The sequence below is a fragment of the Paenibacillus sp. sgz302190 genome, assembly GCF_059820445.1.
In genome coordinates this window covers 118,080-131,059 of the sequence record NZ_JBZYAO010000018.1, presented here as the reverse complement: position 1 = coordinate 131,059, position 12,980 = coordinate 118,080, and the positions used below count along the sequence as shown (strand labels likewise).

Here is a 12,980-nt window from a genome sequence, read left to right as displayed (position 1 = left end):
GGAACCTATCGGTTCCTTTTACACGGAAAAACTGTACGCTACATCTCCGGTTTGCTTGACGAGATCTTTCCATTGAGCCGCGGGGATGATATCGACGACCGCTTTAAGCGGAATCGTCTTAAAGTCCAGCTTCGGCAAATCGTCCAGCGTGAGCCTGTTTGTGATCAGGCGCTGGAGCCAGCCCTTGTACCGCTCTTCCATTAGCTGCAGGCGGTAGATGGCTGTCTCAAAATCTTTGCGCGACGCGTTCACCGAACCGATGACGCATTTATTTTCGAGCACCATGCTTTCGTTCAGCGCATCGGAGTGAATTTCCAGCTTCCGGTCCGCCGGCGTGACACCGAGCAGGGCCAGCACGCCGTTCGGCGCCAGCACGGACATCGCCTCGAATGCAAGCGGGCTGTAGCCGGTGCATTCCAGAATCATGTCGATCGGCTTGCCGACCGTTTTGGCATAGGCCGTCAGTGTCAACGCCTGGCCTGTTTCGTCGGCGGCTCCGGCCTGCTGATACACAGCCCCGCAATCCCGGACAAGCTGTGCCTGCAAGGAGTCCGTCTGCGACAAGGACCATACATACACGTTCAACCCAAGCAGCCGGCATGTCATTGCCGCGAGCAGACCCAGTGGTCCCGAGCCGAGAACGAGCGCGGTTTGCGGCTCCCAGATCAAGCGCTGCTGGATGCGCTGCACCTGATCCCATACTTTTTCCACGATGCTTTGCGGCTCCGCGAGCATGCCATGATCAAGCAAAGAATCGGGCACCTGCACCAAATAGCGCGATTCTTCTTTATAAAATTCGGATAAAAAGCCGTGCGCGCCCTTAATGCCGCGCTCTACATACTTGCCTGTCTGGCAAAAATCGGAATGCCCGTTGCGGCAGTTCACACAGTTTTGATCCCTGCACGGCCGCCTGACGATCGCAGTGACCAGGTTGCCGGGCTGGAACCCGGATTCCTTGCCGGCTTCCACAACAACGCCTAACGACTCGTGGCCTGTCGTCAATTCGTCTTCGCCTTCGGGCGGCGTGCCGTATTTTTCCTGTAAAATTTCCCGGTCCGTTCCATCCAGACCGACGGCAAGGACGCGGACAAGCACCTCTTGCGGGTACGCAATCGCCGGTTTATCGACTGTCGCAAGCTCGATATAAGGATTTCCTTGGGTAAGCTGTTTGACTCGAATCGCCTTCATCCGGCGCATCCCTCCTTCTACCTGCTCGCAGTCTCAAGCACTTCGTCTTCGCTTGCATCGGTCTCCCGGGTCGTTCCGAGCTGGCCCAACTGCTTCAGCTTCGTCAAATATTCCTGCGTTACTTTGATGAACGATGCATGAGACCAAGTGAGCGGTGAGACGGACATCGGCTCTCCCGAGAACGGATGGACCTGCTCAGCCATGACACCGGAAGGCAGCGCATGCCCGCATGCCCAGCGCATCATATTTTCCGCTTCGGTCAAATCGGTCATTGTCTTCGCGGATGCGATCAGCCACTCGGCGTACCAAAGCGTGCAAATGAACCAAGGGTTGCCCGGAACTTTTAACACATCCTGGGTAACTTGATGATAGTAGTCATTCTCATACCTGGCAAAGCCACCTATGTCGGTGTGCACCCAGAGCTTGTCTTTCATCGCCTGCATCGTCGCCGCGATTCGCGGATCCGTTTTTTCAAATAAGCCGAAATCGAACAATGCGTACATGCTCGAATCCATGATGTAATCAGGTTCGTACGTGCTTTTATCGTAATTCCAGTACAAAGCGCGCAAAAACCGTTTTCTTTCATGCGAATACAGCTGTTCCTCGGCCGCTTTGCGGACATGTTCGGCGGAATCGGCGTAATAAACGGCCCGCGTTTTGTCCCGATGAAAGTCGGCGAAGCGCGAAGCGGCGATCAATCCGGCATATACGCTGGAAACGGTAAAGGCCATCACGCCATAGCGTTCCTCCCACAAATCGTAAGACGGGAGCGGAAGACCGGAAGCGTCCCGGTAATGCACCAGAAAATCGGCGGCCGGAATGACAAGCTTCTCGTATTCCTCGAAGGATTGGTCCAAAGTGCCGGCCAGCTTATGGTGATGCCACAGCGCGTAGACGACAAGCGCCGTTTCATCTTCCTGGATCGCGAGCTGCTTGCTGCCCTGGCTGTTCACCCACGGATGCCAGCTTGATCCGACCGAACCGTCCGGATTGTATTTGTGCATCAAATACCCTTCCGGAGTGAGCACTTTAAGGCAGAAGTCGAAAAACTTTCTCGACAGCTCGTGAAAACCCGCCCGGTCCAGCGCATGGGTTACGAGCGCGCCGTCGCGGGGCCACATATAAGAGTACGAATCTTTGGCGAATTTTAAAATATCGGAGTCGTTGGCCGCGACAATCGCTCCCCGATTATCGAGATTCGTCCTGACGATCAGCAGACTTTTTTTGTAAAAAGACGCAAGCTCGGGCTTCAGAAGCGACAAGTCGTGCTTATCGCGGTTCACCCATTCGACCCAATGATCATGGGTCCGCTGAAGCATAGCCTGCGGAGTCTCCGTGCGCAGCAAACGTTCCATCTGCTCAATCTCCTGCTTGCTTTTGCCGAAGCAAATCCAGAACCAGGCTTCCTTCGAACCGGCCGGAGGCAGCGTCAATTCCACTTCGATAACGCCGTCCACGGAGCCTTGCGCTATCGGATTGCCCTCCAGATGCCCGTCCTCGGCATCGCGCCATGTGCCTTCGAGGCCGTTAATGCCTTTTTGACCGGTCGCGTAACCGCTCGGCTTCGCCTGTACCTCGTCGGCCGAAAAACAGGACAACGACAAATAGCGGTGGCCTTTGTAAAAAACAAGCGAATTCAGCTCCGGGTCGAAGTAGATCGTATCGCCGATGCCGTTGCCGTAAATTTGCAGGTCAAGATGAAAATACAGCCTTACTTTACGCTCTGCGTTAAAAGTGTTTTCTACTTTTATTTTGCGCAAAAATACATTTTGCTGCACGTCGACGCCGTCCCGGATCAGCATCCGGAGCCCGAAACGCTCATGGCCGAATTCCGCATTCGTAACCAGCGAGTCCTCGACATACGCGGTTTTTCTGGAAACTTCGGGATTGTCGATCCAGAAGAAGCCTTCCTGACACCAGACGCCAAAATGCGAAAGATGATCGCTGGATTGATTCTCCTGACCTACTAAAGGGAAGTATACGTCGCGAATATTATAAGCAGCATCGAAATTGATGAGCACGTTCCCATTTCCAATGGGCAGATCTCTTGCCATACCATCAGCCTCTTTCCAAGGATGTTGCTGTTAATTTTCCATAGCGGCAGGTAGAATATGCATCTGTGCAAAAGCGATTCGGCCAACCGCCGGACCGTGTGATTTAAGAAATTTTTCAGCTTGTTTTCAGGCCATTTTAAGCCCGTTTTAAGCCTATTTTCAGGTTTCAGGTAAATATCGCCAAAGTGTGCGGGATGCATTTTCATTTGCATAAAATTCGTTTACAATATGAAACAAATGGAGGGATGAACAATGAAGCAATTAGAAGGATTCGGCAAATTTTTGGAAACCTTGCGCGGCAAAATGTCACTCCGTGAAGCGGCCCACAAAAGCGGTCTCTCGCATGCGTACATTCGTGATCTTGAACTGGAACGCAATCGCTCGACAAATGAAAAAATCAAACCGTCGCCAGTCACTTTGAAAAAGCTTTCCGACGCTTACAATTTTTCGTATACCGAACTCATGGAAAAAGCAGGGTATTTGGAGAAAGAGGATCGGCCTGTCGCAGGTGTCGACATATCTGTCAAGGAAGTTCTTTTTATCGAAGTCAGCGCCAAAGAAATTACGTTCCACACCCAGCAAAACAGAATCAACCGGAGCGTGAATTCACTGCTCGACTTTAGCGATTTTCTCGACAAACTGGAAGAACAAGGTTTCAAAAAAATGGATACGGACTTGTTCGTAAACCTGCACCACGTGCAAAAGTACGTAGAAAAAGAAGGAAAGCTTTTCTTCGATCCGCTCGGCATCGGCAAGCACGTCGTCATTGCAGCCATCCGCCAAAAAAATTATCATGAACTGCTTTTGCGCTGTGTCGCCCGCAATTCGGGAACGAGCCTTGAATACAATTTTGAACGCAATTCATCGGCAGATTTGTTCAAACCGTCTTTTAAATAGCCCATGTGATTATATTCGATATAATTCGACATTGTTCGCTTGTCGTGTAAACATTTGTATAATAAAATAAAAGGATAGGTGTATCTTTTTTACTCATGGAGCTGATCGAATGTCCCAGAAAATACCTGTAACCCGTGATGGCAAAAAAGGATCCGATATTTTGCTTATCGATTCTCATAAAGTAGTCAAGATCGATAAGATCAGCAATCGCGATTATGTCATTCATACTAAAAATCATCAGTATTATCTGGATTTTTCTCTCGACAGCATTGAAGAGTGGCTCTATGAAGACGGCTTCCGGCTTCTCGACAGCACGAATATTGTGAACATGAAGCAGGTCAAAGAGTACGATTCCCGCAAAGGCATCGTTTACTTCGACGACTCCACCGCCAAGAAAACGAAGATCGCCTCCGCGGCACGCATTCATAAAGAACATATCGAAACCGTTATGTCCATTCTGCAAACATCCGCTGAGCCTGAAGAACAGGCATCCGCCATTTACGGTCAACGGGAGGACATGCAGCCTCCGGATTTTGTCATAAACGAGGACAACCAGTTTTCCCGTTCTTACGCAACGATCCGGGCAATGAATGCGAAACGCCAAGCTGAAGAAAAAATCATTCACATGGCTTACCACGACTCGCTCACCAATTTGCCGAACCGGCTTAAGTTTCAGGAGCATCTGAAACAATCCTTGACGCAGGCGGAAAGCTCCGGCTCCATGCTTGGCGTGCTGTTTTTCGACCTCGACCGGTTCAAAATTATTAACGATACTTTGGGGCACCACGCCGGCGACGAACTGCTGCGTCATGTCGCAGGGAAGCTTCTTGATTATGTCGGGCAATCGCATATGGTAGCCCGATTCGGCGGGGACGAATTCATCATTCTCATGACCGGCATTACCCATCTGGACGAAATTACCGCTCTTGCGGAAGGGATTCCCGAGTGCATGAAGGAAGCTTTTTATTTCGATAAGCAGGAGCTTTATATTACCGCCAGCATCGGAATCAGCGTGTATCCGCAAGACGGCGTCAGCGTTGAATCCCTGATCAAAAACGCCGATGTAGCGATGTATAAAGCCAAGGAAAAAGGCGGAAATTGTTACGAAATTTATCATCCCGATATGAACATGCGCTCCCTGCACCGCTTAAACCTGGAAATTGAGCTGCGCAAAGCCATCGAACGGGAAGAGTTCATGATCTATTATCAGCCGCTTGTCGAATTAACGACAGGCAAAATCATCGGCATGGAATCTTTGATCCGCTGGAAGCACCCGGAATGGGGCATGGTCTCGCCGGGCGAATTCATTCCGCTCGCAGAAGAAACCGGACTCATCATTCCGCTGGGCAATTGGGTGTTAAAGCAAGCCTGCGCCCAGAACAAGCATTGGAATTCGCTGGGGCTGCCTCCGCTTTGCGTCTCCGTCAACATTTCCGTCAATCAATTCATGCAGGCCGGATTTGTGCAGTTTATCGAAGATACGCTGTCGTCTACAGGGCTCACTGCGAATTTGTTATGTTTGGAAATTACCGAGAGCGTTGCAATGAAAAACGTATCTTTCATTATGGAAACTATGGACAAGCTGAGAAAGCTTGGCGTTCAAATATCGATCGACGACTTTGGCACCGGGTATTCCTCTCTCAGCTACCTCAAACGTTTCCGGGTCCATACCTTGAAAATCGATCAATCGTTTATCCGCGATGTTACGACCGATGAAGACAACGCTGCGATAGTCACGGCTCTGATCGCTATGTCCCAGCAGCTCAAAATAAAATCTTTGGCCGAAGGCGTCGAAACCGCCGAACAGCTGCAATTTCTGCGCGAGCGCGGCTGCAATGAGATTCAGGGCTACATTTTCAGCACGCCGCTGCCGGCCGAGAAGTTCGAAAGTCTGATTAAAGAAAACAAAACTTTATATGCTCTTAAGTGAAAAAGGAAAGAAGCTCAGAAAAAATCTGAAACTTTTGTTTCCTTTTTTTCGTCTATGTAGAGATGACATAAAAGCAATAGAAAGGAATGGAAAGGAATGGCGGCACAGCAGTCTGCTTTGCAGCTTCCTCCCCGGCGAGTCGGCAAAGGAAAGCGCAAGAAAAAGTCTTTCGGACTTCGAATGTTTCTGTTCCTGCTAGCATGCTTTACCTCCTTATCCCTTGTAGGACTATGCTGGTTTTTTCTGACTTCATCAGGAACAAGTGTTCGTTATTTGATGGCCGATACGCTAATTACGACGCAGCATCGGGATTGGGCCAAATATTTAATCGGCTCCGATGAATTGCAAAAACGGGTGGAAGCTTACTGGAAAAAATTCGACGAAATGGGCGATGAAAAGGATAAGGGCCTAGTCAAGCTTGAGACCAAAACCAGTGCTCAAAAGGAGACGAAAAAAGATCTCGTCACTATCGAGCCGATTTCCGGCACGAATTTCAAAGGCTATCTGGTCACCGTTTCAGATCCGAAAAAATTGAGAATCGCCGTCCCCGAAAAAGCCGGAAAAGGCGAAAAAGTTTCCTCGATGGTCAAACGGACCGGTGCGGTCCTGGGCGTCAACGGCGGCGGTTTTATCGACCCGAACTGGGAAGGCAACGGCTTTCAGCCTGAGGGCATCGTCATTTCCGGAGGAAAAATATTTTACAATGACAAAGGGACGAACGGCACGGTACAAGTCGTTGGAATCGACAAAGACGGCCGGATGGTTGCAGGCAAATATAAAGTTTCGGAACTGCTCCAGATGGGCGTGCAGGAAGCTGTTTCGTTCAGCCCCCGCTTCATCGTTAACGGCGTCGGGCAGATCAAGAGTCAAGCCGATGGCTGGGGCGTCGCTCCGAGAACGTGCATGGCGCAGACGAAGGACGGCTCGATTTTGTTCGCCATTATCGACGGAAGACAGAAGAGCAGCATAGGGGCCACGCTCTACGACGTGCAGCAAATATTTCTAGAACACGGCGCCGTGACGGCGGCCAATCTGGACGGAGGCGCTTCAACCGTGCTCGTGCACAATAACACGATCGTCAACAAACCTTCCAGCGAGTATGGCGAGCGCTACTTGCCGACCGCCTGGCTCGTATTCGACAATCCCGCGAACGCCAAAATCAAAAACGTCTGGGAAGGGCTCGATATCCGAAAAATCGATCCTTCCAAATGGTAACAAACACAGGGCGCTCTTCGATAGAGCGCCCTGTATTTGTTATGAGGCTTGCAGTTATCGGTTGTCTCCCAAAATTACGAAATCTTCGGCGGCTTCCGAAGTTTCGAAATCGTCCTCCATCATTTCTTCCTTCCCCGAGCCCTTCCAGGAACGGACATTATCCACTACCGTCAGTGCGGTATCTTTCGCCTTATTGTAAATTCCCGAAGTTTGGGAGCTTACTGCTCTGGCTATTTTCACGGTTTTTTCGGATACCGTTTGCGCTTGCTCCGCGATATCGCTTCGCAGTTCACGGCCTGACTTCGGGGCAAACAGCAGAGCCGTCGCCGCTCCAAGAACACCGCCTACTACCGCACCAATGAGGAAGTTTTTTCCTTTTTTTGCATCAGACATGTTCATGCACTCCTTTGTTTGTCTTTTCGGCGGACTCGTTTAAGTCCGCTTTTGCTTGCCTGCTGGCCTGCCATCGCTGCCAAAGCTCAACCCCCGTCGCGGCCCATTCGAAGGCGTCCTGCAGCCGCTCCTTATGGGCTTGAACGGCCCTTTCCGCGTTCAGGATCGTTTGGCTCATTGTCCTGGATGCGGAGCGAAGCGACGAAACCACCTCTCCTACAGCCGCCCCTGCCTGTTGAACATGCTCGAGGCTTTGCTGCAGCGTCTGCGCCCCGCTGCGCACGTCTGCCGTGAGCTCCCTCGCCTCCTGCAGCAGCCGGTCCGATTGCTCAGCCGTGTACAACACGGCCTGACGCATCTCGGACACCGCATCGCTGATCTGCTGCAAGGCTAGCCTCGCGGCAATAAGCGTAACAACCGCATAACCGACAAGCACGATGAAAGCAGCAGCCGCACTGACGCAGCTGATCTCCATCCATGTCATGAGTTCACCTCCCGGGAATGATGCCTTGACATAACAGGCTTCGTAAGCATCGGCTTAGAGTTGTTACCTTGGCATTTGCGATGGCTGTTTCTAGACGAATGCCTATGAATTAATACAGTATAAGTAAGCGCTGCTCGTCTTGACACAACCGCAGTGGAAAAAGTTCGGGAACCTGTCATAATAAGAATCAAGCCCCTGGCTTCGCCGATGCGGCGATCGGCTCCGGCGGAGCAGTACATGAGCTTGCTTACGGAGCAAGCACGCTTTTGAACAGGGAAGCATTACAAGGAGGATTTGCATGAAAAAGGAACAAGGACTTGCGGAAATCGAACGTACGCGAATCGTAGCGATTGTCAGAGGAGTCGGCGAAGCGCATATTTTACCGGTGGCGGAAGCGCTCTTCCGGAGCGGGATTACTGTCATGGAAGTGACTTTGAACACGCCGGGCGCGCTGCAGATGATTGCGGATCTGCAAAGCAAACTGGGTGAGCAGATGTACATCGGAGCCGGAACGATACTGGATCTGGAGGATGCGCAAAAAGCGGTTCAAGCCGGCGCCGCCTTCCTCGTAACGCCTAATGTGGATAAGAAGGTCATCCGCTTTGCCAAAGCGAACGACATTCCGATCTTCCCCGGAGCGATGACTCCGACGGAAATCGTCAAGGCGTGGAAAGCCGGAGCTACGGCTGTCAAAGTTTTTCCAAGCGCAAGCCTTGGCATAGGTTTCATCAAAGAACTGATGGGTCCGCTGGACCGCATTCCGCTGATGGCCGTTGGCGGTGTAACGGAAGACAATATCAAGCAGTTTTTGAACATCGGCTGTTACGGGCTCGGTATCGGCGGCTCCTTGATTAATTTGAAAGAAATCGAAGCCGGCAATTATGCCTGGATCACCGATAAAGCGGAGCGCCTTCTGGCTGCTTCACGCTGAGACGGCGTCCGGCACGCCCGGACCGGCTGAAAAAAAACAAATAGCCATCACAACTCCGTAAAAGGAGGATGATGGCTATTTGCGCCCGCTGATCCTATATACGCACTTGGTTCCGCCTTTTGCAAGGCACTCGGTCCTCTCCACATCGGCATCCAGCAAATTTTGAAACAGCTTCAGCTCGCATTGGCAGGCCTGCTGGAACCGGTTGGCCACCTGGGTAATCGGGCAGTTGTGTTCGCTGAAAATGAACTCGTCCTGATCCGATTGCGACCATTCCACCATATAACCATTCTCATCCTGAATGAGGGCCAGTTCGGCAACGCGCTCTTCCAGACTGTCCGCTTTCATTCTTGCATGATACCGCTGCTCCATCTTTTCCTGTCTGCGCTCAAACAACCGGTCAACCAACTGCTGCCCTTCGTCCTCAACCAGCTCTCCGAGCAGATCAAGGGTAAGCTGCAAATATTTCTTCGGAAATAATTCGTCCGCCTGCGGGGCCAGCGAATACAAGCTTGTCGGTCTGCCCATTGCCTGCCGGACGAGCTTCGTCTCCAGGAGGCCGTCACGGTCCAACGTGTTCACGTGCCGTCTTACAGCCATTTCGGTAATTCCGAGCTGCTTGGACATGTCATGAACACTTAAAGGCCCTTGCGTTTTCAGCATGGAAAGGATCACTTTGCGCGTGGATGTCTCAAGGTCATGATTCATAAGCTCACCTACTCCCGGAACTGTGATTTTAGTCTCATTTTACAGCATCCGATAGAATAAGTAAATTAAGAAACATGTATGTATGTTATGCCAATTCCTTTTGGATGAACGCTTTTACGCTGGTGGCAAACTCTTCTAACGCTGCCGGCAGCTTGCCGATAAGAGGATGCAGACCTTCACCTTCCCGCTTCCAGGCCGTATAGTCCTGAACGAGCGGCTTTCTTAATCGGACCAGCTCCAGCAGCGTTTCGGCCAGCGAATCGGAATAAGCCCCTTCGCCGCGCACAATATCGACGATATCCTCGTAGCTGCTCGCGTCTCTCAATATGAAAGCGTCGATGAGCAAGCTGCCCACATCCGTTACCGTTTCAATCGCCAAATGAAGGATTCGTTCCTGCGACAAATGCCGTAGGAGGCTGTCCTCTCCATCGATCCGCCGATCGGACAATTGCCCGCAAGCGTCAGCCAAAACTTTCAGAAATTGAATTCTTTCATCGATCTGATCTTGATTAATAAAATACATGCCGCTTATCTCCGTCCTCTTTTTCTCCATTTCGTCCAAAACACCATCGCAACAAACGTAGCGATTACCAGCAGGATCAGCAAAACCGCCTGCATCAAATACTCATAGCTCACGAAAGAATCACCTTCTTGATCAGCACTGGGTTACATTCTACCTTTCAGTGTATCGTTATGGTTTGGGAGCGTCAAGCTTGCGCGTCCGCCGCAGTTCCTGTTTTCAAACGGCCCGGTTCATGATAAAGTGAGAAAGTCTTTACTTTCGATTCTATCATCGCTTTGCCGCATTAAAAAGGAGACTCCCAGAAACGTGCAACCAAGACCTAAAATTCCCGAAATGGATATCGTTCGCGCCATCGCCATACTCGCCGTAGTCGTTATTCACGCAACGTCAAGCGCCACCCAATTGCCCGTAGGCACAGTTTCGCAGTCCGTATTTTACATCATCAATCGCGCATCCTTGTTCACGGTGCCTGTATTTATTTGGATCAGCGGAGCCGTGCTCTTCTACAACTACTATGACCGTGCGGGCAGCGGAACAGCCTTCCAATTTTGGACAAAAAGACTGCGTAGAATCGTGATTCCCTACGTGCTGTGGTCGCTATTCTATTATTTGTTCAATCAGCTTATGTATCACGGGCGCATCGGATTCGACCTCATTCACTTCATAAAGCTGCTCATTTCCGGCAACGCCAGCTATCATCTGTATTATATGGTCATCATCGTGCAGTTTTATGTGCTGTTTCCTTGGATCTTGGCGATTGTGAGGAAATACCGTTGGGCCGAAAAAAATCTTATACCGCTCGGCATTTGCTTTCAAGCCGCCATATATAGTATTCACCACTGGGTATACCCGCTTCCCCAGTATGCTTCTCTATTTGCCGGATACTCCGCGCTGTTCGCCTTCGGCGCATTTACAGGCATCCATTATGCAGCCGTAATGAAATGGGCCGACGCCCATAAAGGCATCGTCGCCGCAGCATTCATCGCAGGCGGGGCGGCGTTTGTCGGCATGCTGCTGCTGAATCAATACGGCATACGTTCCTTTGAAAACACTTGGTACGAGCTGGCGCTCCTCCTTTACTGCATGGCAGCGGCGTTATATTTCACGCGCCTGGGGCGAAGCATGCTGTCCCGCTGCGCCCCTTCCCGCTCCCGCCTGCTCGCCGGCCTGGGGGCGGCCTCGTTCGGCATCTATCTCGCCCATCCGATGCTGCTGACGCTGTGGGACCGGGCTGCGCCGCCGAAAGCGCAGCTGCTGCTCTTCGACCTGCACAGCGCGGCGGCCGTTCCGCTGGCGCTGTTCGGGGCATGGGCGCTGACCCACCTCTGCCGAAGCGCCGTAAAAAAAGCAAAGCATCCGTGAACGCGGATCTTTGCTTTTTTCTCATTTAAAACGCGCCAGCAGAGCCCAGCGCCGCTGTTGTCTGCGGCTGTACCGCGGCAGGCCGCGGTATATGTCCAGCGCCTCGCGGAAAGACCGCTTGGCATCCGCGGTGCGGCCCAGCTTGTCGTACAGCTGCCCGAGGCGGTAGTACGCCTCCACCGAGGAGGACTGCACCTCGCGGAACCGCTCCATGTAAGCGGCCGCTTTTTCCGGCGCAACGCCGGCCAGCGCTTCGCCGAGCCGCAAATACGGTTCCCCGTATTTGACCCGCGGGTTCAGCTCCAGCGCCCTGAGCACGAGCTGCTCGCCCCCCGCCAAGTCGCCCAGCTTCAGGCGGCAAAGGCCGAGCTCGGCGTGCACATCCGCCGAATCTTCCATGACGGCAATCGTCTGCTCCAAATAAGGCACGGCTTCGCCGTACTTTTTCCGTTCGATCAGAATGCGGGCAAGCTCCAGCTTGGCGGACGTGTTGTGCGGATTGGCATGCAGATCCTGTCTTAATCGGGAAGCTTTGCGGCCGAGTTGGAAAGGTCTGAAAATATTCGGGGTCAACCCGACGAATCTCCGGTCCAGAACGTACAAAATAGCGAGCAAAATAAGAAGAGCGATAAAAGGATTTCCGGTCAAATACCACAAAAATCCGAAAGCAAAAATTTTACTCAAAACGATAACCCTCCCGTGCGAATAATACCGACCGCTAGTCGTATACAACTTACTATATTACCATATTTTCCTTGCTCCGGTCATTCCCAAATAAAAACAGCCTCCGGCTATAAAACCGAGACTGTGCCCAGAGGCTCTCAGCGACCCATTACGTGCCGTACGGCATCTATCACCTGATACGGGCTGAAAGGCTTGGCAATAAAATCTTTGGCGCCGAGCTCAATGGCCTTCAAAATAAAAGACTGCTGCCCGAAGGTCGAGCACATAATGATTTTGGCCTCGGGATCGGCGCCCAAAATCAGCTTTAACGCATCCACACCATTCATCTCCGGCATGGAAACATCCATGATCACCACATCCGGTCTGACTTTCGGATACGCTTCCACAGCTTCCTTGCCGTTGACCGCCAGATGAATGACTTCAAAACCATGCTCAGTCAAAATAGATGCAAGCAGTGTTCTCATAAGCGGCGCATCGTCTACGATCATAATACGAGTCATTCGTCATATCTCCCCGCGATTTACAGTACTTCCTTTTTTATCATAACGGTTTGAAAAGCGCAATGGATGAGTTATTCGAGATTTTTATCGGGTGATGCTATAATGAAAAGA

The 12,980-nt window shown here is 51.4% G+C and carries 13 protein-coding genes; 5 read left to right on the top strand and 8 right to left on the bottom strand.

What is annotated here, in order from left to right:
* Positions 1 to 18: 18 nt before the first annotated feature.
* Both AC6RNO_RS20515 and AC6RNO_RS20510 read right to left on the bottom strand, forming a co-directional pair.
* A complete protein-coding gene (locus AC6RNO_RS20515; RefSeq protein WP_488434864.1) occupies positions 19 to 1,188 on the bottom strand; it encodes a glucose 1-dehydrogenase in 1,170 nt (389 codons plus the stop codon).
* 17 nt (positions 1,189 to 1,205) lie between these two features.
* Entirely contained in the window at positions 1,206 to 3,242 is a 2,037-nt protein-coding gene (locus AC6RNO_RS20510) for a glycoside hydrolase family 15 protein (RefSeq protein WP_488434865.1), read from the bottom strand.
* A 252-nt stretch (positions 3,243 to 3,494) separates the two neighbouring features.
* Here AC6RNO_RS20510 and AC6RNO_RS20505 point away from each other — a divergent pair, with 252 nt between their 5' ends.
* The 3 genes from AC6RNO_RS20505 (at position 3,495) to AC6RNO_RS20495 (ending at position 7,284) form a co-directional block, all read left to right on the top strand.
* Complete coding sequence (locus AC6RNO_RS20505; protein ID WP_474679504.1) at positions 3,495 to 4,139, top strand: helix-turn-helix domain-containing protein; 645 nt, start codon at positions 3,495 to 3,497, stop codon at positions 4,137 to 4,139.
* A 109-nt stretch (positions 4,140 to 4,248) separates the two neighbouring features.
* The gene (locus AC6RNO_RS20500) at positions 4,249 to 6,069 is read left to right on the top strand and encodes an EAL domain-containing protein (RefSeq protein ID WP_497106563.1); all 1,821 of its coding nucleotides are present in this window, start codon (positions 4,249 to 4,251) and stop codon (positions 6,067 to 6,069) included.
* 96 nt (positions 6,070 to 6,165) lie between these two features.
* On the top strand, positions 6,166 to 7,284 hold the full coding sequence (locus AC6RNO_RS20495) for a phosphodiester glycosidase family protein (RefSeq protein WP_497106562.1): 1,119 nt from the start codon (positions 6,166 to 6,168) through the stop codon (positions 7,282 to 7,284).
* 54 nt (positions 7,285 to 7,338) lie between these two features.
* Here the strand turns inward: AC6RNO_RS20495 and AC6RNO_RS20490 are convergent, their stop codons facing one another.
* A complete protein-coding gene (locus AC6RNO_RS20490; RefSeq protein ID WP_497106561.1) occupies positions 7,339 to 7,677 on the bottom strand; it encodes a YtxH domain-containing protein in 339 nt (112 codons plus the stop codon).
* Complete coding sequence (locus AC6RNO_RS20485) at positions 7,670 to 8,161, bottom strand: DUF948 domain-containing protein (protein ID WP_497106560.1); 492 nt, start codon at positions 8,159 to 8,161, stop codon at positions 7,670 to 7,672. Before AC6RNO_RS20485 ends, AC6RNO_RS20490 begins: the two co-directional genes overlap by 8 nt.
* Before the next feature lie 298 nt (positions 8,162 to 8,459).
* Between AC6RNO_RS20485 and AC6RNO_RS20480 the strand changes: the two genes are divergently transcribed.
* The gene (locus tag AC6RNO_RS20480; RefSeq protein WP_497106559.1) at positions 8,460 to 9,092 is read left to right on the top strand and encodes a bifunctional 4-hydroxy-2-oxoglutarate aldolase/2-dehydro-3-deoxy-phosphogluconate aldolase; all 633 of its coding nucleotides are present in this window, start codon (positions 8,460 to 8,462) and stop codon (positions 9,090 to 9,092) included.
* Between the two features lie 75 nt (positions 9,093 to 9,167).
* Here AC6RNO_RS20480 and AC6RNO_RS20475 read toward each other — a convergent pair whose 3' ends face one another.
* Positions 9,168 to 9,800: a helix-turn-helix transcriptional regulator gene (locus AC6RNO_RS20475; RefSeq protein WP_474679510.1), complete on the bottom strand. Its 633-nt coding sequence runs from the start codon at positions 9,798 to 9,800 to the stop codon at positions 9,168 to 9,170.
* Between the two features lie 85 nt (positions 9,801 to 9,885).
* Positions 9,886 to 10,323 (bottom strand): HepT-like ribonuclease domain-containing protein, encoded by a 438-nt coding sequence (locus AC6RNO_RS20470; protein WP_497106558.1) that lies wholly within the window; start codon positions 10,321 to 10,323, stop codon positions 9,886 to 9,888.
* Positions 10,324 to 10,629: 306 nt separating this feature from the next.
* Here AC6RNO_RS20470 and AC6RNO_RS20465 point away from each other — a divergent pair, with 306 nt between their 5' ends.
* Positions 10,630 to 11,685 carry an acyltransferase gene (locus tag AC6RNO_RS20465; RefSeq protein WP_474679512.1) on the top strand — a complete coding sequence of 352 codons (1,056 nt, stop codon included), beginning with the start codon at positions 10,630 to 10,632 and terminating at the stop codon, positions 11,683 to 11,685.
* Between the two features lie 21 nt (positions 11,686 to 11,706).
* On the opposite strand, the gene AC6RNO_RS20460 is transcribed toward AC6RNO_RS20465, so the two are convergent.
* The gene (locus AC6RNO_RS20460; protein ID WP_474679513.1) at positions 11,707 to 12,369 is read right to left on the bottom strand and encodes a tetratricopeptide repeat protein; all 663 of its coding nucleotides are present in this window, start codon (positions 12,367 to 12,369) and stop codon (positions 11,707 to 11,709) included.
* 137 nt (positions 12,370 to 12,506) lie between these two features.
* Positions 12,507 to 12,869, bottom strand: coding sequence for a response regulator (locus AC6RNO_RS20455; RefSeq protein ID WP_474679514.1), 363 nt, complete (start codon positions 12,867 to 12,869; stop codon positions 12,507 to 12,509).
* Positions 12,870 to 12,980 lie beyond the last annotated feature (111 nt).